The 19,619-nt window shown below is 60.6% G+C and carries 23 protein-coding genes; 16 read left to right on the plus strand and 7 right to left on the minus strand.

All coding sequences use genetic code 11. From position 1 onward, the window contains the following. The first annotated feature begins 101 nt into the window (after positions 1-101). Positions 102-386, plus strand: coding sequence for a co-chaperone GroES (gene groES, locus KBW81_RS01745; RefSeq protein WP_090189426.1), 285 nt, complete (start codon positions 102-104; stop codon positions 384-386). A 79-nt stretch (positions 387-465) separates the two neighbouring features. Beyond that, on the plus strand, positions 466-2,115 hold the full coding sequence (gene groL, locus KBW81_RS01750) for a chaperonin GroEL (protein ID WP_090189725.1): 1,650 nt from the start codon (positions 466-468) through the stop codon (positions 2,113-2,115). A gap of 231 nt (positions 2,116-2,346) precedes the next feature. On the opposite strand, the gene KBW81_RS01755 is transcribed toward groL, so the two are convergent. Beyond that, on the minus strand, positions 2,347-3,333 hold the full coding sequence (locus KBW81_RS01755) for a GGDEF domain-containing protein (protein WP_254248099.1): 987 nt from the start codon (positions 3,331-3,333) through the stop codon (positions 2,347-2,349). Between the two features lie 3 nt (positions 3,334-3,336). Beyond that, on the minus strand, positions 3,337-3,861 hold the full coding sequence (locus tag KBW81_RS01760; protein ID WP_254248100.1) for a methanogen output domain 1-containing protein: 525 nt from the start codon (positions 3,859-3,861) through the stop codon (positions 3,337-3,339). A 122-nt stretch (positions 3,862-3,983) separates the two neighbouring features. Between KBW81_RS01760 and KBW81_RS01765 the strand changes: the two genes are divergently transcribed. Next, a complete protein-coding gene (locus tag KBW81_RS01765; RefSeq protein WP_254248101.1) occupies positions 3,984-4,496 on the plus strand; it encodes a GNAT family N-acetyltransferase in 513 nt (170 codons plus the stop codon). Here the strand turns inward: KBW81_RS01765 and KBW81_RS01770 are convergent. Beyond that, positions 4,493-4,939 (minus strand): NUDIX domain-containing protein, encoded by a 447-nt coding sequence (locus tag KBW81_RS01770; protein WP_254248102.1) that lies wholly within the window; start codon positions 4,937-4,939, stop codon positions 4,493-4,495. The genes KBW81_RS01765 and KBW81_RS01770 overlap by 4 nt on opposite strands. A gap of 78 nt (positions 4,940-5,017) precedes the next feature. On the opposite strand from KBW81_RS01770, the gene KBW81_RS01775 reads away from it, so the two are divergent. After that, positions 5,018-5,764, plus strand: a complete 747-nt coding sequence (locus tag KBW81_RS01775) for an alpha/beta fold hydrolase (RefSeq protein WP_254248103.1) — start codon at positions 5,018-5,020, stop codon at positions 5,762-5,764. Positions 5,765-5,888: 124 nt separating this feature from the next. On the opposite strand, the gene KBW81_RS01780 is transcribed toward KBW81_RS01775, so the two are convergent. Next, positions 5,889-6,134, minus strand: a complete 246-nt coding sequence (locus tag KBW81_RS01780) for an accessory factor UbiK family protein (RefSeq protein ID WP_090190445.1) — start codon at positions 6,132-6,134, stop codon at positions 5,889-5,891. 118 nt (positions 6,135-6,252) lie between these two features. Here KBW81_RS01780 and lgt point away from each other — a divergent pair, with 118 nt between their 5' ends. The 6 genes from lgt (at position 6,253) to KBW81_RS01810 (ending at position 11,475) form a co-directional block, all read left to right on the plus strand. Beyond that, the gene (lgt, locus tag KBW81_RS01785; RefSeq protein ID WP_254248104.1) at positions 6,253-7,131 is read left to right on the plus strand and encodes a prolipoprotein diacylglyceryl transferase; all 879 of its coding nucleotides are present in this window, start codon (positions 6,253-6,255) and stop codon (positions 7,129-7,131) included. A 44-nt stretch (positions 7,132-7,175) separates the two neighbouring features. Further along, entirely contained in the window at positions 7,176-8,183 is a 1,008-nt protein-coding gene (locus KBW81_RS01790; protein ID WP_254248105.1) for a class I SAM-dependent methyltransferase, read from the plus strand. After that, complete coding sequence (gene pgeF, locus KBW81_RS01795) at positions 8,180-8,935, plus strand: peptidoglycan editing factor PgeF (RefSeq protein WP_254248106.1); 756 nt, start codon at positions 8,180-8,182, stop codon at positions 8,933-8,935. Before KBW81_RS01790 ends, pgeF begins: the two co-directional genes overlap by 4 nt. Before the next feature lie 275 nt (positions 8,936-9,210). Beyond that, entirely contained in the window at positions 9,211-9,393 is a 183-nt protein-coding gene (locus tag KBW81_RS01800) for a hypothetical protein (RefSeq protein ID WP_254248107.1), read from the plus strand. A gap of 446 nt (positions 9,394-9,839) precedes the next feature. Continuing rightward, positions 9,840-10,640: a Hint domain-containing protein gene (locus KBW81_RS01805; RefSeq protein ID WP_254248108.1), complete on the plus strand. Its 801-nt coding sequence runs from the start codon at positions 9,840-9,842 to the stop codon at positions 10,638-10,640. A 94-nt stretch (positions 10,641-10,734) separates the two neighbouring features. Continuing rightward, positions 10,735-11,475: a SpoIIAA family protein gene (locus tag KBW81_RS01810; protein WP_254248109.1), complete on the plus strand. Its 741-nt coding sequence runs from the start codon at positions 10,735-10,737 to the stop codon at positions 11,473-11,475. Here KBW81_RS01810 and KBW81_RS01815 read toward each other — a convergent pair. Beyond that, on the minus strand, positions 11,472-11,972 hold the full coding sequence (locus KBW81_RS01815; protein ID WP_090190455.1) for an Lrp/AsnC family transcriptional regulator: 501 nt from the start codon (positions 11,970-11,972) through the stop codon (positions 11,472-11,474). The genes KBW81_RS01810 and KBW81_RS01815 overlap by 4 nt on opposite strands. Before the next feature lie 156 nt (positions 11,973-12,128). Between KBW81_RS01815 and trxB the strand changes: the two genes are divergently transcribed. Together trxB and KBW81_RS01825 are read left to right on the plus strand one after the other, a co-directional pair. Beyond that, positions 12,129-13,133, plus strand: a complete 1,005-nt coding sequence (gene trxB / locus KBW81_RS01820; protein WP_254248110.1) for a thioredoxin-disulfide reductase — start codon at positions 12,129-12,131, stop codon at positions 13,131-13,133. 220 nt (positions 13,134-13,353) lie between these two features. Next, positions 13,354-15,057 carry a bifunctional sulfate adenylyltransferase/adenylylsulfate kinase gene (locus KBW81_RS01825; RefSeq protein WP_090190458.1) on the plus strand — a complete coding sequence of 568 codons (1,704 nt, stop codon included), beginning with the start codon at positions 13,354-13,356 and terminating at the stop codon, positions 15,055-15,057. A gap of 124 nt (positions 15,058-15,181) precedes the next feature. On the opposite strand, the gene KBW81_RS01830 is transcribed toward KBW81_RS01825, so the two are convergent. Together KBW81_RS01830 and KBW81_RS01835 are read right to left on the minus strand one after the other, a co-directional pair. Continuing rightward, positions 15,182-15,406 (minus strand): DUF1150 family protein, encoded by a 225-nt coding sequence (locus KBW81_RS01830; RefSeq protein ID WP_090190460.1) that lies wholly within the window; start codon positions 15,404-15,406, stop codon positions 15,182-15,184. Positions 15,407-15,409: 3 nt separating this feature from the next. Then, positions 15,410-15,823: an Hsp20 family protein gene (locus KBW81_RS01835; RefSeq protein WP_090190461.1), complete on the minus strand. Its 414-nt coding sequence runs from the start codon at positions 15,821-15,823 to the stop codon at positions 15,410-15,412. 211 nt (positions 15,824-16,034) lie between these two features. Here KBW81_RS01835 and KBW81_RS01840 point away from each other — a divergent pair, with 211 nt between their 5' ends. From KBW81_RS01840 to KBW81_RS01855, 4 genes are all read left to right on the plus strand, one after another. Then, positions 16,035-16,253 carry a YdcH family protein gene (locus tag KBW81_RS01840; protein ID WP_090190463.1) on the plus strand — a complete coding sequence of 73 codons (219 nt, stop codon included), beginning with the start codon at positions 16,035-16,037 and terminating at the stop codon, positions 16,251-16,253. Positions 16,254-16,336: 83 nt separating this feature from the next. Then, entirely contained in the window at positions 16,337-16,825 is a 489-nt protein-coding gene (purE, locus tag KBW81_RS01845; RefSeq protein WP_090190464.1) for a 5-(carboxyamino)imidazole ribonucleotide mutase, read from the plus strand. Beyond that, complete coding sequence (locus KBW81_RS01850; RefSeq protein WP_254248111.1) at positions 16,818-17,891, plus strand: 5-(carboxyamino)imidazole ribonucleotide synthase; 1,074 nt, start codon at positions 16,818-16,820, stop codon at positions 17,889-17,891. Before purE ends, KBW81_RS01850 begins: the two co-directional genes overlap by 8 nt. 156 nt (positions 17,892-18,047) lie before the next feature. Then, positions 18,048-19,562, plus strand: coding sequence for a YifB family Mg chelatase-like AAA ATPase (locus KBW81_RS01855; protein WP_254248112.1), 1,515 nt, complete (start codon positions 18,048-18,050; stop codon positions 19,560-19,562). Positions 19,563-19,619: the final 57 nt, after the last annotated feature.

Raw genomic sequence — 19,619 nt, forward strand, 5'->3', positions numbered from 1 at the left:
CCGGTTGACAGGTGCCGCGCGGGTGCCTAACTAACCGTCGCTGGCACTCGACCTAGGTGAGTGCTAACGAAATTTGAAACGCTTCAAGGAAGGTTCACAAGATGGCATTTAAACCTCTGCACGACCGCGTGCTGGTCCGTCGCATCGAAGGCGAAGACAAGACCAAGGGCGGTCTGATCATCCCTGATTCCGCTAAGGAAAAGCCTGCTGAAGGCGAAATCGTTTCCGTCGGCACCGGTGCCCGCAAGGACAACGGCGAGCTGATCGAGATGGCCGTTAAGGCTGGCGACAAAGTTCTGTTCGGCAAGTGGTCCGGCACCGAGGTCAAGCTTGATGGCGAAGACCTGCTGATCATGAAGGAAAGCGACATCCTCGGCATCATGTAATGCCCGGACGCCTTGGCGCTTTTGCGCCTTGGCCCATCGCTTTTCCAACCCACTACACAATTTTTAGGAGCACATGAAAATGGCAGCTAAAGACGTCAAATTCGGCACCGACGCCCGCAATCGCATGCTTAAGGGTGTCAACATCCTTGCAGACGCCGTCAAAGTGACGCTGGGCCCAAAAGGCCGCAACGTTGTTCTGGACAAGTCCTTCGGCGCACCGCGCATCACGAAGGACGGTGTTTCTGTCGCCAAAGAGATCGAACTGGAAGACAAGTTCGAGAACATGGGCGCACAGATGGTCAAAGAAGTCGCGTCGCGTACCAACGACGAAGCCGGTGACGGCACGACGACTGCAACCGTTCTGGCGCAGGCCATCGTCCGCGAAGGCATGAAGTCCGTCGCCGCTGGCATGAACCCAATGGACCTGAAGCGCGGCATCGACCTGGCAACTGCCAAAGTCGTCGAAGCGATCAAGGCAGCTGCACGTCCCGTCAACGACAGCGACGAAGTTGCACAGGTCGGCACGATCTCTGCCAACGGCGAAGCTGAAATCGGTCGTCAGATCGCTGACGCGATGCAAAAAGTCGGCAACGAGGGTGTCATCACCGTCGAAGAGAACAAAGGCCTCGAGACTGAGACCGATGTTGTTGAAGGTATGCAGTTCGACCGCGGCTACCTGTCGCCTTACTTCACCACCAACACCGAGAAGATGACAGCAGAGCTGGATGACGTCATCATCCTGCTGCACGAGAAGAAACTGTCGTCCCTGCAGCCAATGGTTCCCCTGCTGGAATCCGTGATCCAGTCGCAGAAGCCACTGCTGATCATCTCGGAAGACGTCGAAGGCGAAGCTTTGGCGACTCTGGTCGTCAACAAGCTGCGCGGCGGCCTGAAAATCGCTGCTGTGAAGGCACCGGGCTTTGGTGATCGTCGTAAGGCCATGCTGCAGGACATCGCGATCCTGACCGGCGGCCAGGTCATCTCTGAAGATCTGGGCATGAAGCTGGAAAACGTGACCATCGACATGCTGGGCTCTGCCAAGCGCGTGACGATCACGAAGGACACCACCACCATCATCGACGGTGCTGGCGAAAAGGCCGAGATCGAAGCACGGGTCAACCAGATCCGCGGCCAGATCGAAGAGACCTCTTCCGATTACGACAAAGAGAAGCTGCAAGAGCGTGTTGCTAAGCTGGCTGGCGGCGTTGCTGTCATCCGCGTCGGCGGCATGTCCGAAGTCGAAGTGAAAGAGCGTAAGGACCGCGTCGACGACGCCCTGAACGCAACTCGCGCTGCTGTGCAAGAAGGCGTCGTCGTTGGTGGCGGTGTTGCTCTGGTGCAGGCTGGCAAGTCGCTTGACGGTCTGAAGGGTGCGAACTCTGACCAGGACGTCGGCATCTCGATCATCCGCAAGGCGCTGGAAGCACCGCTGCGTCAGATCGCCGAAAACTCCGGCGTTGACGGTTCCGTTGTTGCTGGCAAGATCCGCGAAAGCACCGATCCGACCTTCGGCTTCAACGCACAGACCGAAGAATATGGCGACATGTTCAAGTTCGGCGTCATCGACCCTGCAAAAGTCGTGCGCACCGCGCTGCAAGACGCAGCATCGGTCGCTGGCCTGCTGATCACCACCGAAGCTATGGTTGCTGATCGTCCGTCGAAAGACAGCGGCAACGGCGGCGACATGGGCGGCATGGGCGGAATGGGCGGCATGGGCGGCATGATGTAAGAAACATTTAGGCCATCTGGCCTGAATGATTTCGGTGGGGGTGCGGGGTTTGCTTGCAAACGCCAAAGCCCCCACACATCGCCGAACAGACGCTTTACCGATCTGAACGTTACAAAAGACGGGCCCGCAGTGCAGACTGCGGGCCCGTTTTCGATCTTAGGCTTCAGTTGCGCGCCGCATTTGGACATCGGCGCAGTGGCTGGGTTCCCGTGGGTAGCAGCAAAAGCAGCGCTATGGCCCGCAGGGGCGCCCCACTATGCTGGATTGCAATGCATCGGCGATCGACCTGTTGCGCGGGTCGCCCGCGATCACAGTTGTCAGCGCCATGCGCTTGCTTGCGTACATCGCGCGGTCGGCGGCCTTTTCAATGTCCTGTATGGTATCCCCGTTATCGGGATAGCGGGCGATCCCCATGGCGGCCGATAGCTGCTGGACCCGTTCGCCCGGAAGTATGACGCTATGCTGTGCAAGCGTGGTGGCAATCGCCTCTCCGATATCGCGCAGAACATTTGTCGAATGAACATGCAGGGCCAGCAACGCAAATTCGTCGCCGCCGATGCGCGCCGCAACGTCGCGATCGCGCGAGTTTTCCTTGATGGCTCGCGCGAGCGTCTGGATCGCCTGATCGCCTGCCTCGTGCCCCAAGGCGTCATTGATGACCTTCAGGCCGTTCATGTCGATATAGAAAAGCGCAAAGACCTTTCGTTGGGCGATGGCGTCCTCCATCATCCGGTGCAGGCCGCGGGCATTCAAAAGGCCGGTCATCGGGTCCGTTTCGACCTGTGTCGCCAGCACCTGATTTTCCTGCTCTAACCGTATTTTTTGCAGGTGAAGCCGTTTCGCCCTTTGCAAATTGCTGCGGTGGGCCGTTGTCATATTTGCGAACCCCGTTTTGATCCGCAGCGTTTCCACCAGCTTTACCGCGATAAGATCATGGGATTGGAACGCGCCGCCCAGCCGCCAGCCGCAGGCCGTCAGTCCTTGGCCCGCTTCAGTCTGCATCGCAAACCTGATCTGCGCTGTACTGCCAAAGCATGCCGTCAACTTGCGCTTTTCACGCGGGGCATTCAAAACCCAATCCAAGAACGTATCCCCGGCCTGTAGCGCAAACGAACTGCGCGCTAGATCGTTTCCCGCAACAACATGCAGGTTCCGGTTCAGCACGACGCATGGTTCAGAGCTGAAGGACAGCATCGTTTCGATCAGGCGACGTTCCATAAGTCAGTCTGCGAAAAATTCAGACCCGGACGTCGGGGCATTTTCGTCAATCTGCAGCGCGACGACCACATGGCAATGGCTATCGTGGCGCGCGATGGACTTGTCGATTGTGACGTGGGCATAACCGTTGCGGTCAGCGACCACGCGGCCAAAGACGTTGGTCGTCATCATGCAAAGCGATGGTCGGCCCGTCACCTTGTCGCCAAAGGGACAGCGCCCGGCGCGCATGATGATTTGGGTGCTATCCGCAGACACGACTTCAAAGTTGCCCCCGATCCGCGTTTTAAGATCAAGCAAAACCTGCCCAAGTTGGTCAGGATCGGCGCTGCCGGGGTCTACGGGGTAAAGGCCAGAGATTTCTTTCCCGATATGGCTGCCGACAGTACTGATAAAGCCTTCCGCATCTTGCAGCCCGATGATCGTTTCCAACAGCTCTGCCAGATCGCCGAGGACATTCGCAAAGAAATCCGGTTGGTTCAGTGATTGCGCTGATTGCGCTGTGGCTACATCGATCTTCTGTTCGAACATCTTGGCCATCCATATTTGCGTTGTGGCCTATCCTATGGCGGCAAACTTTAACGCCAGCTTAATTCCTGACCACAGATCAGGTTTGGCTGGGCAAATTGCAAAAGGCGCGCCATGGTGGCGTTATGCAATTTCCCGGCTTTATCCGTCCCGCCAGCTCTGGCGATATCCCCGCTATCGATGCGCTGCTCAAGGCGGCCTTTGGCGGCAGTGAGGAGGTCGCCCTTGTCCACGCGCTGCGCCGTGACGGGGCTATTCGGGGCGAGCAGGTGATCCCGCTTGGGGATGAAATCATTGGCTATTATGCGCTATCTGCAATGAAGTCCCCGGCGGGCTGGCTTTGCCTTGCGCCTGTCGCAATTGCGCCCGGCTGGCAGGGCCGCGGGCATGGGCGGCGGCTGGTGTCGCAGCTTGCGGCATGGGCGGATCAGACGCAGACTGTGATCGCTGTGCTGGGCGCGCCTGCATTTTATGCCAAGGCGGGGTTCGTCGCCGCTGCGGCCGCTGCGCTGACATCGCCCTATCCAGTGGCGCAAACCTTGCTGGCCGGGGCAGGGGGCAAGGTCCCGCCGCAAAAGCTGATCTATCCAGCAGCTTTCGGTAAAGGCCCGACTGCTCCGAAAAACGCGTCTGCCTAGCGAATGATCGGCTCTAACGGGTCGTAAAGCATCAAACCTGCTTCGCCCCAAGCCGCTTGGATCAGCGCATCAGGCTTGACGTGCATATCTTGCGCCTGATCCTTTGTGACCCACCGGCGATGCGTGACGATCCCTTCAGGATCGGCCCAATCGGGGTCTAGGGTGCCCTGCGTGATGTTGGCATGAAAGTAGATGTCGATCTGGTGGAAATCACGCTCTACGTCGTGGAATTCGTTCACAAGGCATGGGGTGCCGACGCAAATCGTCAGGCCGGTTTCCTCGAACACTTCTCGGATCAGGTTATCGTGTAGGCTGGCGTGGGCCTCGACTCCGCCGCCGGGCGCGCACCACAGGTCGGTCCGCCCGGCATAGGCGTTGACCAGCAACAGGCGATCCTGATGCAGAATAACGGCGCGGACAGCGGTGCGGGGCGGGCGTGACATAGCGGCAACCTGACCTGCGGCGCAAGTTTGTGCAAGCGCTGGACTAGGACTTTGCCGCAGCGGTGCTATCTAGGGCGGATGAATTATATCACCTTGATGATGCTTGTGTTGTTGACGGCCTGCGCGCGCGGCGGACCCGTCGTTGCGCAATCGCGCGAATGCGTTGTGCTGCTGCATGGGCTTGCGCGCAGTGAAATCAGCCTGACCCCGATGCAGCTTTATCTGGAAGGGAAAGGCTATTTCGTCGTAAATCGCGGCTATCCGTCGACCGAAGACCCCATCCAGAAATTAGTCGCCGAGAACGTGGGGCAGGATATCGCTGCCTGCGGCGATCGGCGTGTGAATGTGGTGACGCATTCGATGGGCGGCATCTTGATCCGCGCTTATTTGGCCAATCACCACCCGGAAAACCTAGGCCGTGTCGTCATGCTGGCCCCCCCAAACGAGGGGTCCGATTTGGTCGACGTTTTTGGGACGTGGGAGCCGTTCAAATGGATTAATGGTCCGGCAGGGCTGCAGCTTGGTACCGATCCAGACAGCTTTCCGAATGAACTGCCGGGGGCAGAGGGATATGAGCTGGGCATTATCGCAGGATCGCGCAGTTTGAACCCTGTCTATTCGGCGGTCATTGACGGCGGTGATGACGGCAAGGTCAGCGTCGAAAGCACGCAGTTGGCAGGCATGCAGGACCACATCGTGCTGCCCGTGACGCATACCTTTATGATGAACAATCCGCTGGTCATGGCGCAGGTGCTAGCGTTCTTGCAAAGCGGTAGCTTTGATCGCGGGCTCAGCCTGACCGGGGTGATCTTTGGCGACGAATAATATCAGGTTTTCGTTGAAAAGCTGATGCCTCCGGCGGGAGTTTTTCCGGCAAGGTGAATGGGGGCGTGCGGGTCTGCACAAAAGGCCATGCGCGGGTGGCGCGGCCTTTTGCAGCGTTTTATATTCAGCCTTGCTTGGCTTCGAGGGCAGCAATGCGCGCGGACAGGGCCGCGTTTTCTTCGCGCGCTTTTTGCGCCATTGTGCGCACAGCGTCGAATTCTTCGCGGGTGACAAGATCGCGGTCCGCCAGCCAGCGGTCCATCATGGATTTCATGGCGTTGTTCGCCTCATCCTTTGCCCCTTGGGCGACGCCCATGGCGTTGGTCATCAGGCTGCTGAGGTCGTCGAAAATCTTGCCCTTGGGTTGCATCGGGTTTCTCCATCCGGTTGCGGGGCACAGCCCCGTTTCCCTTCCTATATGGTGTTGTGATGGCTGGGCTGCAAGCGGGCGGTTGACTTCGCCGATGCTGCACCACAGGAATAGCCCCATGTTGGCTGCCATTCCCTTTCCCGATATCTCGCCCGAGATTTTCTCGGTCACGCTATTTGGCGCGACCTTTGCGCTGCGCTGGTATGCGGTGTCCTATATCGTGGGGATCGCGATCGGGTACCGTATGATTGCCGGGGCCCTTAAACGGCCCGCGCTGTGGCGGGGCGAGCCGCCAATCGCGCCGGCGCGGCTAGAGGATTACCTGACCTATATCGTCATCGGTGTGATTGTGGGCGGACGGCTGGGCTACTGTCTGTTCTATCAGCCGGGATATTACCTGGCGCATCCACTGGAAATTCCGGCGATCTGGACCGGCGGCATGTCGTTTCATGGCGGCTTTTTAGGGGTCGTTCTGGCGGTCATCGTCTTTGCCCGCCGTAACGGTGTGGCGCTTGGGTCGATGGCCGATGTGACGGCGCTGGCCGCGACGCCTGCCATTTTGTTGGTGCGGATTGCGAATTTTATCAACGACGAGCTGTGGGGCCGGCCAACCGATCTGCCGTGGGGTGTCGTATTCCCATCTGCGGCAGCGCAGGATTGCGTCGGGGTCGTCGGCCTCTGTGCACGGCACCCAAGCCAGTTGTATGAATCCGCGCTTGAAGGTCTGGTGCTGGGCGCGCTGCTGCTTTTCCTCGTCTACCGGCGGGGCGCGTTGAAGTTCCCTTGGCTGACGACGGGCGTCTTTTGTGCGGGCTATGCGCTCGTGCGGTTCATGCTGGAATTCGTGCGCCAGCCGGATGCGCAGTTTCGCGGCACGGATAACCCGCTGGGCTGGGCGCTTGATTTCGGCGATTGGGGCCTGACGATGGGGCAATGCCTGTCGCTGCCGATGTTCTTATTTGGGGTCAGCCTGATTGTGCTGTCGCGCCGGCGGTGAGCCTTGCTGCGCAGCTACGCGCGCGGATAGCGCAAAGCGGGCCGATGACGCTGGCCGATTACATGGCCGCCTGCCTGCTGGATCCGGCGCATGGGTATTATGCGACCCGCGATCCTTTCGGCGCTGGGGGCGATTTCATCACCTCGCCCGAGATTAGTCAGATGTTTGGGGAAATGATTGGCCTGTGTCTGGCGCAGACCTGGCTGGATCAGGGATCGCCCGCCCCCTTTACGCTGGCCGAGGCGGGGCCGGGGCGCGGTACGCTGATGGCGGATATTCTGCGCGCCACGCGCGGTGTGCCGGGGTTCCTTGACGCGGCGCAGGTGCATTTGATCGAGGCTTCTGCAACCTTGCGTGCTGCGCAGGCAGAGCGCGTGCCGGGGGCGATCTGGCTGGATCACGTGGACCAACTGCCGCAGCAGCCGCTGCTGTTCGTCGCGAACGAGTTCTATGACGCGCTGCCGATCCGTCAGTTCCGCCGCGACGGGGCAGGGTGGCGCGAAGTCGTTGTCGGGCTGCAAGGTGATCAGCTGGCCTTTGGCGTGACTGACCCCGCGCCGCTGGCGGCGTTGGCGCACCGGATTGCGGATACCAAAGACGGTGATCTGGTCGAGGTTTGCCCCGCATTGGCGCCTATTACCGCAGCCATCAGCGCGCTTATCGCCGCGCATGGCGGGGCGGCGCTGATGATCGACTATGGCGACTGGACGTCGCTTGGCGATACCTTTCAGGCGGTGCAGGCGCACCGCGTGACCGACCCGCTGGCGAACCCCGGACAGGCGGATCTGACGGCGCATGTCGATTTTGCCGCGCTGGCCGCCGCAGCTGCGCCAGCCAAGCATACCCGCCTGACGCCGCAGGGCGTGTTCCTGGAGCGCCTTGGGATTACGCAACGTGCGCAAGCGCTGGCGGCTGGGCTGTCCGGCCCGGCGCTGGACGCGCATGTCGCCGCACATCGCCGCTTGACCCACCCTGCCGATATGGGCGACCATTTTAAGGTGATCGGGATTTATCCCGATGGCGCTACCCCACCACCGGGACTGACCGCATGACACTGGATATCATTACTGCACCCTTGCTGGACCCTGTGCGCCACGGGTTCTTTACCCGAGTTGGCGGGGCATCTTCGGGTGTATTCTCGGGCTTGAACTGCGGTTTTGGCAGTAGCGATCAGTCGGACATTGTCGCGATCAACCGGGGCCGCGTTGCGGACGCGATGGGTGTTGCGCATGACGGGCTGGCGGGGGTGCATCAGGTGCATTCCGCCGATGTCGTCGCTGTGACCGCCGCACCGGTGAACAAACCCAAGGCCGATGGTCTGGTCACGGCCACGCCGGGCGTTGCCCTGTCGGTGCTGACCGCCGATTGCCAGCCGATCCTGTTTGCCGACCCGGTGGCGGGTGTCATCGGGGCCTGCCACGCAGGCTGGCAAGGCGCGCTGGACGGCGTCATCGGTGCGACCGTCAAGGCGATGGAAGCACTGGGCGCGCGCGCCGCTGATATTCGCGCGGTTATCGGGCCGACCATCAGCCAGCGCGCTTACGAGGTCGGGCCAGAATTCCGCGACCGCTTTATGGCGCTGGACGCGAGCGCAGAGCGTTTCTTTGTCGCGGGGCAGGGGGATCGCCTGCATTTCGATCTGCCCGCTTACGGCCTTTACCGTTTGCGCGGTGCGGGCGTGGGGCAGGCCGAATGGACGCGGCACTGCACCTATGCTGATCCTGCGCGATTCTTTTCCTATCGTCGCAGTGTGCATGCCAAAGATCCGGACTATGGCCGCCTGATCGCAGCGATTTCGCTGTAATCGGGCGCAAATGCGGCGGGCGGCGGCCCAGATCCCGCCTTGATCTGCGCAACAATGCGCGCTTTTACAAGGTGATTGGCGCTGCTACCGCGCACAATCCTGTTAAAAGCTTGAGGTTTCCGCCTGCGCAACAATGCGGCCCTATTCGCCGGGATTAGCGCTGCGATTTTATTTAGAAACCGCGTGAATGGCCCAATTTGTGCCGCAGCCCGGGGTGACAGTGGTTCTATCAGCTGCAGTACCTGCAGCCACACAAACACTCAGAGGACCACCCCATGACAATGCAAAAGCGCTGGATGACCAACATGATTTCCGAGGCCGAGGCCTGCACCACCAAGATGCCTTGGGAGCGTGGATTGCGCCGCCAAGCAATGATTTCCCGGCGACTGGACACTGAAGAGCGCAAGGTCAAAGTGACCCTGCCGCCGATACCCGCTGGCATCAGCCTGGCCAGCTAAAACTGACCCATTCCCCGGCCGCTGGGTTTTCCCTGCCTGCGGTCCGACGATCCCGCGCGGTTCACCCCTCTGGCTGCGCGGGTTTTTCATGTTTCCGGCAGCGCTGCGGTCCGCCGCTGACCGATGTCATGATGTGATCACTTCAAATTTGACTGTGATGGGCTTCACCTGCTGCCGTCGGTTGCTGGTCTGGCAGGATCGCAGGGCCGAGGGGCCGTTGATTCGGCCCAAAATAGGGCATGAATGGCCCAGATTGTGGCGTCACTGATCTGCGATCGTGGACAATCACACGTTTAATTAACTGATTAGTAGTTAATTAAGGGCGTTTGAGAAAACACTTTGACAGCCCCACCCCTTTTTTGACACAATTAGGACAACAGCAACGATCTCCTCAGATGTTGTCGGTGGGGCCGGCAGATGATGTGACAAACCGCAAGGTAGTGCACATGACTCTAAAGACTCCTACTGCCGCCGCAGGCCTCGCGGCGGATCGCTATACTAATCCGGTGTCCTCAGACCGGATCGCTAGTCCAGATGGGCAACCTAGACGCGTGATGCCTCTCATGCGTCGGTACGAGGTTGCCCACCTGACGACTTCCTTAGAAACCCATGAATTTCAACGCCTTGCGCCGGCTAGTCCTGTGTTCGAAGACTGTTTTGGCGCGCTTGGTCGCGGCGCAATCCTGCAAACTGATTCCGGACCGCGCGCAGTCGAGGATCTATGGCCCGGCGACCGCATCTTGACAGTTAGCCATGGCATGCAGACCTTGCAATGGCGCGGCCAGATGCAGATCGTGCCGCGTAGCACGCAAATGCGTCCTGAAATCGGCACCATGGTCCGCATCACGTCAGAGGCGATGGGCCTGTCCCGCCCGGCACAGGATTTGGTGCTGGGGCCAACCGCCCGCATCGCCCACCGCGCCCCCGGCACCCAGCGTCTTACCGGGGACGAGGTTGCCTTCGTCCCCGCGCGTGACTTCGTTGATCATTGCAGTGTGATCGCGCTGCAACCAATCGCGCCGGTGCACGCCTATCAGCTGGGCTTTTCCGACCATGCCGCCGTCAGCGTCAACGGGATAGAGGTCGAAACCCTGCATCCTGGCCTGCCGCATCAGCTGAACCTGCGCGGCGAAACGGCGGCGACGCTGATGGCGCTGTTCCCGCATAAATCGACGCTGTCTGACTTTGGCCCATTGCTGCACCCTCGCATCGCCCTGCGCGATCTGGACCTGTTCAGCGCCGCTTGACGCAGATCAAGGCGGGCGGCGGGGCTGTGTCCCATAGTCATCGTGCAAGGCTGGGCCGTGCGGCCCCGCCTGCATGATGCATGGGAGCAGACAGATGATCACAATCAACACCGTCGCCACGCCCGGACAGTTGGAATGCCGCGTGTCCGGCCACCTGACGCAAGCAGATTACGAGGACACGCTGTCGTCGCCTGCCTTAGAGCAGGCATTTTCGACGTCAGACACGCTGCGTGTGCTTGTCATCATCGACAATGATTTGAGCGGGATGGACGCCGGTGCCGTCTGGGAAGATACCAAGTTGGGGCTGGCGCATTGGCGCGGGTTTGACCGTCTAGCCGTTGTCACCGATCTGGGATTCGCCCGTGTTGGTGTGCGCGCTTTTGCGCCGCTGATGCCATGTCCCGTGCAGGTCTTTGCCCACGTCGATATCGATGCAGCGCGCCTGTGGTTGCGCGAATCCCTTGGCACGATCCACGCACAAGAGCTTGCCCCCGGCACGATGGAGTTATGCCTGCTGGGCGAGGTCGATGCAGACGCCTACACCCGCGCGAACGAGGCTTTGGCTGCCCATGTCACGCAGGGCGAAGAGTTCCGCCTCTTGCTGGACGTGCGCGGGTTTGATGGCTGGCAGGGTCCAGCCGCAATGGCAGCGCATCTGCGCACGGTCATGGCCCACGCCGGGCAAGCCAAGCGTATCGCCATCGTTGGCGCGTCGCACTGGCAGCACGCGGCAGAGCTGATCGGCAAGCGCGTATTGGCGGCCAAGGTTAACTACTTTGACTCCGATAAATACGCCGAGGCCCGCGAATGGGTGCTGGGCACCGAGGCGGCTTAAGCGTCTTTCGCCAGCCGCGCTTCAAGCACCTCAAAGGGGACGCCGGGTTCATCCTTGGCGCCCCGGATGACCAAAGACGTCTTAACGCTGGCCACATTGGGCGCGCTGGTCAGCTCTTCGGTCAGGAACCGCTGGAAAGACCGCAGGTCAGGCGCGACGCATTTGAGGATGAAGTCCACCTCGCCGTTTAGCATGTGACACTCGCGCACCAGCGGCCAGCCTTTGCAGCGGCCCTCAAAGGCGCTCAGGTCCGCCTCTGCCTGACTGACCAGCCCGACCATTGCGAAAACCTGCACTTCAAAGCCCAGCTCGCGCGGGTCGATGTCGGCGTGATAGCCGCGGATGTAACCTTGCTCTTCCAGCGTGCGAACGCGGCGCAGGCAGGGCGGGGCGCTGATGCCGACGCGCTTGGCCAATTCAACGTTGGTCATGCGTCCGTCGGCTTGCAGCTCGGCAAGAATCATACGATCAATCTCGTCGAGTTTGGCGCCTGGCATAATCTTCGGTCCTCTTGCGAATTTTGCAATTCATACGCGGTCGCTGCGGTGGGCGCAATAATATAACAAACTTGCGCAACAACTGACAACGCGCAGTGGGTTTTCACGGTGCCGCCGCGCGCCTATATCCACACCAAAGCCATCAGGAGGCATCCCATGACGGATCGCAACACACATACCAAGGTCTTGATCGTAGGCTCCGGCCCCGCCGGATATACCGCCGGCGTCTATGCCAGCCGCGCGATGCTGGAACCCATGCTGATCCAAGGGATCGAGCCGGGCGGCCAGTTGACCACCACAACCGAGGTTGAAAACTGGCCCGGCGATACCGAAGTGCAGGGTCCCGACCTGATGGTTCGGATGGAGGCACACGCCCGCGCCATGGGCACGAACATCGTGCATGACATCGTGACCTCGCTCGATCTGTCCAAGCGTCCCTTTACGGCGACCTGCGACAGCGGCGCGGTTGTCACGGCGGATGCGGTTATTCTGGCGACTGGCGCGCGCGCCAAATGGCTGGGCCTGCCGTCCGAGGAAAAGTTCAAGGGCTTTGGCGTCAGCGCCTGCGCCACCTGTGACGGCTTCTTTTATCGCGGTCAGGAAATCGTCGTCGTCGGCGGCGGCAACACCGCCGTCGAAGAGGCACTATTTCTGACGAACTTCGCGTCCAAGGTCACGCTGGTCCACCGCCGCGATACGCTGCGCGCGGAAAAAATCTTGCAGGACCGCCTGCTCAAGAACCCTAAGATCGTCACGTTGTGGCACCATGCGGTCGAAGAAGTCGTCGGCACCACCAATCCGCTGGGCGTCGAGGCCGTGCGCGTCAAACACGTCGAGACCGGAGAGATCACTGAAATTCCTGCAAAGGGTCTGTTCATCGCGATCGGCCATGCCCCGGCGTCGGAATTGGTGAAGGATCAGCTGGAAACGCACAACGGCGGCTACGTCAAAGTAGAGCCCGGCACGACCCGCACCGCAATTCCCGGTGTCTTTGCGGCCGGCGATTTGACCGATCATATCTACCGCCAGGCTGTCACCTCGGCCGGGATGGGCTGCATGGCCGCATTGGACGCAGAGCGATTCTTGGCGGAACACGGTGAAGCGGAACGCGAGGATGTGACGCTGCCCCTAGGCTACGGCGCGGAAGAACCCGCCGAATAACATCCGCAACTGGCCCCCGCCAAAGGGTGGTGGGCCAGCTTGACGCCGCGCCGCGCCGTTCTGCTATTGGCGCGTTTTTCGGAATAATGTTCCCGTAATCGGGGCAATATTGATCCATTGCGCCCCGAGTTATTTCGAATCTTCGTGCAGGTCTTGATACTGCCACGATTCCATGTTTCGGACGCTACTTAATTGAAACGACATTTTTACAGGTCTGCCCATGCCTCAGAATCTCTCGCCGATCCCCGAACTCTTTGTCTCTCCCGACAGTGCGCAAAAGCTGAAGCAAGAGGCAGGCGAGCTGATTAGTCACGACCTGACATCTCGTCAGATTTGCGACCTAGAGCTGCTGATGAACGGTGGTTTCTATCCGCTTAAGGGCTTCCTGCCCGAAGCCGATTACGATTCCGTCGTGTCCGACATGCGCCTTGCCGATGGCAAGCTGTGGCCAATGCCGATCAACTTGGACGTATCGCAAAAGTTCGCCGATACGATCGAGCTGGGCACGGATATTGCCCTGCGCGACCAAGAGGGCGTGATCCTTGCGACCATGACCGTCACCGACAAATGGGTGCCGAACAAGTCGCTGGAGGCCGAGAAGGTCTTTGGCGCTGACGATTCTGCGCACCCTGCTGTGAACTATCTGCACAACACCGCTGGCGCGGTCTATCTGGGCGGCCCGGTCACCGGGATCCAGCAGCCTGTGCACTATGACTTCCGGTCCAAGCGCGACACCCCGAACGAGCTGCGCGCCCTGTTCCGCAAGCTGGGTTGGCGCAAGGTCGTCGCCTTCCAGACCCGCAATCCGCTGCACCGCGCGCATCAGGAACTGACGTTCCGCGCCGCAAAAGAAGCGCAAGCTAACCTGCTGATCCACCCTGTTGTCGGCATGACCAAGCCGGGTGACGTGGACCACTTTACCCGCGTGCGCTGCTACGAGGCGGTCCTAGACCAGTACCCCCAGTCCACGACGACCATGTCGTTGCTGAACTTGGCCATGCGTATGGCTGGCCCACGCGAAGCTGTCTGGCACGGCCTGATCCGCGCCAACCACGGTTGCACCCACTTCATCGTTGGCCGTGACCACGCTGGCCCCGGCAAAAACTCTGCCGGTAAGGATTTCTACGGCCCCTACGATGCGCAGGAGCTGTTCAAAAAGCATGAAGAAGAGATCGGCCTGGAAATGGTCGACTTCAAGCACATGGTCTATGTGCAGGAAAAGGCGCAATACTATCCTGCGGACGAAGTCCCCGAAGGTGGCACCGTGTTGGATATCTCGGGCACCGAACTGCGTCGTCGTCTGGCCGAAGGTCTGGAAATCCCCGAGTGGTTCTCTTTCCCGCAGGTCGTGTCAGAGCTGCGCCGCACCCGTCCAGCCCGCAACAAGCAGGGCTTTACGGTGTTCTTCACCGGCTTCTCTGGCTCGGGCAAATCCACCATCGCGAACGCGTTGATGGTCAAGCTGATGGAAATGGGCGGCCGTCCGGTCACGCTGCTTGATGGTGATATCGTTCGTAAGAACCTGTCGTCTGAACTCGGCTTCTCCAAAGAGCACCGCGACCTGAACATTCGCCGCATCGGCTATGTCGCGTCGGAAATCACCAAAAACGGCGGCATCGCGATCTGTGCGCCCATCGCGCCCTATGCGACCACCCGCCGCGCTGTGCGTGAAGATATCGAAGCTTTCGGTGCCTTTATCGAAGTCCACGTCGCCACGTCCATCGAGGAATGTGAACGCCGGGACCGCAAGGGCCTGTACAAGCTGGCCCGCGAAGGCAAGATCAAGGAATTCACCGGTATTTCTGACCCCTACGACGTTCCAGAGACCCCTGAAATGCGGATCGAGACTGAGTCCACCGAAGTCGACAACTGCGCGCATCAGGTCATCCTAAAGCTGGAATCGATGGGCCTGATCACCGGCTAATCGTACGCGATTTTTAAAATACAAAAGGCCGGACCCTCGCGTCCGGCCTTTTTCTATGTCGCGCCCTGCGGGCTAAGCATCTTGCCAGATGACCCTAAGGGCGCAAAGGCAGCAGCCGAACGGGTTAGTGCAGCGTGACCAGCTGCATGTCATGTTCGTCTGCCAGATGGGTTGCAATGCCCTGACTGGCCACCAGCGCAACCTGTTCGCCCATGGTGTTATGCACCGCGAACAGTGTCTTCAGATCACCCGCCTGCGCGCGCACGTCATCGGGCAGATCGGCCGTCAGTACGGGCTTCAGATAGACGATATTTTGACCCAAAGATTGCAGATCGTTTTTCGTGAACATGGCTTATCCTTTCCGGATCTGTATTGTTTGTATAACGCGGTCAGGTTCGCTTCGGTTCAGATCAATGTGCAGCAGACCATTTTCAATGGTTGCGGCACCGACCTCGACCCCCTCTGCCAACACAAAAGAGCGTTGAAATTGCCGACCCGCGATGCCGCGATGCAGGAATACCCGCTCGCCGTTCTCTTCACTTTGGCGGCCGCGCACGACCAGCGTTGAATCCTCGACCGTGATGGCCAGGTCATCCTCGGCAAAGCCAGCAACCGCCAGCGTAATGCGATACGACCGCTCAGAGGTCTGTTCGATGTTATACGGGGGGTAGCCGTCGTTACCCGTCTTGGCGGTGCGTTCCACCAAGCGTTCAAGCTGCTCAAACCCCAGCAGGAACGGATGTGTTCCCAAAGCCAGTTTCGTCATGCGGCACGTCCTTACCTTTAAGCGACATCTGCAAAGCGGTCCCGCGTTTGGCAACCGCTACATCCAATATGGGAACCTTTGCGTCCTGTCGCAAGTCACGGTCTTCGCTTGCGTTTACGGGACTGAAACCTCTAGGCGTTTTTGTCGAAAAGCGATAGGATTACAGCAACCCGGCACGGACGGCGATCCGCGCACAGATTGAAAGACCACCATGAATTCCTCTTCCCGCATGAGCGAGGCAGAGATCCTGACCATCGAAATCGCCGTCCTGCGCGGCGAGCATCGGGATCTGGATCTTGCAATCGCTGCTCTACAAGAACGTCACCCCGGTGATGTGCTGACGCTGTCGCGCCTTAAGAAAAAGAAGCTGTCGCTCAAAGATCTGATCGCCCGGCTCGAGGATCGCTTGAACCCTGATATCATCGCCTAAGGATTGGGTCCTTATAAGGCCCGTTACTTGCCGCTGCGTGCGCGCGCGGTATAAGGCAAATGCAACAGCACAAGGGGGACGTCATGGCAGACGTGCAGATCGGCATCATCATGGGCAGCCAATCCGATTGGCCCACCATGAAAGAAGCCGCCGACATCCTAGATGCGCTTGGTATCCCGTACGAGAAAAAGATCGTCAGCGCCCACCGGACGCCCGACAGGCTGTGGGATTATGGCAAAACGGCCGTTGATCGCGGCCTGCAGGTCATCATCGCCGGGGCAGGGGGCGCGGCCCATCTGCCCGGTATGATGGCGTCGAAAACCCGCGTGCCCGTGCTGGGCGTGCCGATCCAGACCCGCGCGCTGTCGGGTGTCGATAGCCTTTATTCCATTTTGCAAATGCCGCGGGGTTTTCCCGTCGGCACCATGGCGATTGGCGCAGCCGGCGCGGCGAACGCGGGCCTGATGGCCGCCGCGATCCTTGCGCTGCATGATCCCGCTTTGGCGCAGCGCCTTGACCAATGGCGCAGCGATTTGTCTGCCTCTATCCCGCAGGAGCCGATTGATGACTAAACCGCTTGCCCCCGGCGCAACCATCGGCATTTTGGGCGGCGGCCAATTAGGGCGTATGCTGTCCGTCGCGGCCGCGCGCCTTGGCTTTAAAACCTGCATCTTTGAACCCGCCGGCGACTGCCCCGCGTCTCATGTCGCGAACTTTCACATGCAGGCGGATTACGACGATACCGACGCCTTGACCCGCTTTGCGCAATCCTGCGACGTCATCACCTTTGAATTCGAAAACATCCCGACCGCCGCCCTTGATACGATCGAGGCGCTGCGCCCGATTCATCCGCCCCGCACGGCCCTCGCGACCTCTCAGGACCGGCTGACCGAAAAGGCGTTTCTACAAGGCCTCGGTCTGACCACCGCCCCCTTTGCCGATATCACCGATGCAGCCAGCCTTGACGCTGCAATCGCCACCATCGGCACCCCCGCGATCCTGAAAACCCGCCGCATGGGCTATGACGGTAAGGGACAGGCGCGCATCATGACGCCGGAAGACGCCGCAACTGCGCTGGCCGATATGAACGGCCAGCCTGCGATCCTTGAAGGTTTCGTCGATTTCACGCACGAGGTTTCCGTCATCGCCGCCCGCGGCCAAGACGGCGCGGTCGCCTGTTTCGATCCCGGACAGAACGTCCATCACAGCGGTATCTTGCACACCACCACGGTCCCAGCGACCCTGACGCCGACCCAGCGCACAGACGCCATCCTGATCGCCGCGCGTGTCTTGAACGCGCTCGACTATGTCGGTGTCCTTGGCGTCGAACTCTTCGTAACGCCCAAAGCCCTTATCGTGAACGAAATCGCGCCGCGCGTGCATAACTCCGGTCACTGGACGCAAAACGGCTGCGCCATCGACCAGTTTGAACAGCACATCCGTGCGGTTGCGGGCTGGCCGCTGGGCGATGGGTCACGGCACAGCAACGTCACGATGGAAAACCTGATCGGCGACGACGTGGATCGCATCCCGCTGATCGCAAAAGAGCCCGCGAGCCTGCACCTTTACGGCAAACCGCAGGCACGCCCCGGCCGCAAAATGGGCCACGTCAACCGCGTCACCGGCCCCGCGACATAATTGGCAGTTGGCCCATTTCATCTGGCCAAATAAACTCCCGCGCGGCGCGCTGGGGTTTTTCGCAACGCGGAAAACCTCACATCTGCTCGCCTGAATTAACCAATTAGCAACCATCGCACCGCTACCTGTTAACCGTAGTTAATCTAAGGAGCGCGCATGGTTGCGATGGCCTATACCGTCGCTTTCGACGGCATCGATGCGCGTCTGGTGCAGGTGCAATGCGCGATCAGTCCCGGCCTGCCGGGGTTTTCTATCGTCGGCCTGCCCGACAAAGCTGTGTCAGAGGCGCGCGAGCGGGTCCGCGCTGCGCTGACGGCGATGGCGATCGCGCTGCCCAGTCAGCGGATCAGCATCAACCTCTCTCCCGCTGATATGCCGAAAGAGGGTTCTCACTTTGACCTGCCCATCGCGCTGGCGGTCTTGGCGGCGCTGGACGTCGTTCCGCATGAAGAAGTCTCCGACCTTGTGGCGCTGGGCGAGCTGTCGCTTGACGGCACACTGGTCCCCGTGATCGGCGCGCTGCCTGCTGCAGTGGCGGCGGGTGACGGCGACCGATCCTTGATGTGCCCCGCCGCCTGCGGGGCAGAGGCGGCATGGGTCGACAGCGTCCGCGTGATCGCACCAACGTCACTTGCGCAGGCCATCTCTCATCTGACCGGCCGCGCTGTCTTGGACCCCGCGGTGCCCGGCGATGTGACCCATGCGAGCGGCGCGCGCTGCCTGTCAGAAGTCAAAGGACAAGAACGCGCTAAGCGTGGCTTGGAAATCGCCGCGGCTGGGCGGCATCATATGCTGCTGGTCGGCAGCCCCGGCTCTGGCAAATCCATGCTTGCCGCCCGTATTCCCGGCATTCTGCCCGCCCTCACTCCGATTGAGGCGCTGGAGACGTCGATGATTCACTCGCTTGCTGGACTTCTGGACGACGGCGGCATTTCCCGCACCCGCCCGTTTCGCGAACCGCACCACACTGCATCAATGGCGGCCATCGTCGGCGGCGGGCGCGGCGCAAAGCCAGGAGAGATCAGCCTCGCCCACAACGGCGTGCTGTTCATGGACGAATTTCCCGAGTTCCCGCGCGCCGTTCTGGAAACCCTGCGCCAACCGATTGAAACGGGCGAGGTCGTCGTCGCCCGCGCCAATGCCCACGTCCGCTACCCCTGCCGCTTTATGCTGATCGCCGCGGCGAACCCCTGCAAATGCGGCTATCTGGCCGACGCCGCCCGCGCCTGCAGTCGCGCGCCGATCTGCGGAGAGGATTATATGGGCCGGATCAGCGGCCCCCTGATGGACCGCTTCGATCTGCGGATCGAGGTGCCCCCCGTTGCCTTTACCGACCTTGATCTGCCGATGTCCGGCGACACATCAGCCGATATCGCAGCGCGTGTTGCCCAGGCCCGCGCGGTACAAGTCGCACGTTACGACGGCCACGCGGGGATGTGGGCCAACGCAGATGCGCAAGGCGCTGTACTGGAACAAGTCGCGACCCCTGACGCAGAGGGCCGCGATTTGCTGCTGCGCGTGGCAGAGCGGTTTGGGCTGTCTGCCCGCGGCTATCACCGTGTCCTGCGGGTCGCGCGCACGATCGCAGATCTGGATGGATCAGCAGATGTGCAGCGCAATCATATCGCCGAGGCCGTGAGCTTTCGTCTGACTCTGACGAAGGAAGTCTAAGGCAGGCTGGCGTGCGGGAGGTGTTCCGAATTTTCGGATGAAAATTCGGTGGCTCCG

This window comes from Loktanella salsilacus, from assembly GCF_024206795.1.
Classification (GTDB): Bacteria; Pseudomonadota; Alphaproteobacteria; order Rhodobacterales; family Rhodobacteraceae; genus Loktanella; species Loktanella salsilacus.

What these genes read in the sequence shown, in the direction of transcription:
- KBW81_RS01825 (WP_090190458.1), top strand. Translation starts at nt 13,354, where the DNA reads ATGCCTCAGAATCTCTCGCCGATCCCCGAACTCTTTGTCTCTCCCGAC.
- KBW81_RS01835 (WP_090190461.1), bottom strand. Translation starts at nt 15,823, where the DNA reads ATGACGAAACTGGCTTTGGGAACACATCCGTTCCTGCTGGGGTTTGAG.
- KBW81_RS01830 (WP_090190460.1), bottom strand. Translation starts at nt 15,406, where the DNA reads ATGTTCACGAAAAACGATCTGCAATCTTTGGGTCAAAATATCGTCTAT.
- KBW81_RS01855 (WP_254248112.1), top strand. Translation starts at nt 18,048, where the DNA reads ATGGTTGCGATGGCCTATACCGTCGCTTTCGACGGCATCGATGCGCGT.
- KBW81_RS01805 (WP_254248108.1), top strand. Translation starts at nt 9,840, where the DNA reads ATGACTCTAAAGACTCCTACTGCCGCCGCAGGCCTCGCGGCGGATCGC.
- KBW81_RS01815 (WP_090190455.1), bottom strand. Translation starts at nt 11,972, where the DNA reads ATGCCAGGCGCCAAACTCGACGAGATTGATCGTATGATTCTTGCCGAG.
- lgt (WP_254248104.1), top strand. Translation starts at nt 6,253, where the DNA reads ATGTTGGCTGCCATTCCCTTTCCCGATATCTCGCCCGAGATTTTCTCG.
- KBW81_RS01775 (WP_254248103.1), top strand. Translation starts at nt 5,018, where the DNA reads ATGAATTATATCACCTTGATGATGCTTGTGTTGTTGACGGCCTGCGCG.
- KBW81_RS01800 (WP_254248107.1), top strand. Translation starts at nt 9,211, where the DNA reads ATGACAATGCAAAAGCGCTGGATGACCAACATGATTTCCGAGGCCGAG.
- trxB (WP_254248110.1), top strand. Translation starts at nt 12,129, where the DNA reads ATGACGGATCGCAACACACATACCAAGGTCTTGATCGTAGGCTCCGGC.
- groES (WP_090189426.1), top strand. Translation starts at nt 102, where the DNA reads ATGGCATTTAAACCTCTGCACGACCGCGTGCTGGTCCGTCGCATCGAA.
- KBW81_RS01755 (WP_254248099.1), bottom strand. Translation starts at nt 3,333, where the DNA reads ATGGAACGTCGCCTGATCGAAACGATGCTGTCCTTCAGCTCTGAACCA.
- pgeF (WP_254248106.1), top strand. Translation starts at nt 8,180, where the DNA reads ATGACACTGGATATCATTACTGCACCCTTGCTGGACCCTGTGCGCCAC.
- KBW81_RS01790 (WP_254248105.1), top strand. Translation starts at nt 7,176, where the DNA reads ATGACGCTGGCCGATTACATGGCCGCCTGCCTGCTGGATCCGGCGCAT.
- KBW81_RS01760 (WP_254248100.1), bottom strand. Translation starts at nt 3,861, where the DNA reads ATGTTCGAACAGAAGATCGATGTAGCCACAGCGCAATCAGCGCAATCA.
- KBW81_RS01850 (WP_254248111.1), top strand. Translation starts at nt 16,818, where the DNA reads ATGACTAAACCGCTTGCCCCCGGCGCAACCATCGGCATTTTGGGCGGC.
- purE (WP_090190464.1), top strand. Translation starts at nt 16,337, where the DNA reads ATGGCAGACGTGCAGATCGGCATCATCATGGGCAGCCAATCCGATTGG.
- groL (WP_090189725.1), top strand. Translation starts at nt 466, where the DNA reads ATGGCAGCTAAAGACGTCAAATTCGGCACCGACGCCCGCAATCGCATG.
- KBW81_RS01770 (WP_254248102.1), bottom strand. Translation starts at nt 4,939, where the DNA reads ATGTCACGCCCGCCCCGCACCGCTGTCCGCGCCGTTATTCTGCATCAG.
- KBW81_RS01840 (WP_090190463.1), top strand. Translation starts at nt 16,035, where the DNA reads ATGAATTCCTCTTCCCGCATGAGCGAGGCAGAGATCCTGACCATCGAA.
- KBW81_RS01810 (WP_254248109.1), top strand. Translation starts at nt 10,735, where the DNA reads ATGATCACAATCAACACCGTCGCCACGCCCGGACAGTTGGAATGCCGC.
- KBW81_RS01765 (WP_254248101.1), top strand. Translation starts at nt 3,984, where the DNA reads ATGCAATTTCCCGGCTTTATCCGTCCCGCCAGCTCTGGCGATATCCCC.
- KBW81_RS01780 (WP_090190445.1), bottom strand. Translation starts at nt 6,134, where the DNA reads ATGCAACCCAAGGGCAAGATTTTCGACGACCTCAGCAGCCTGATGACC.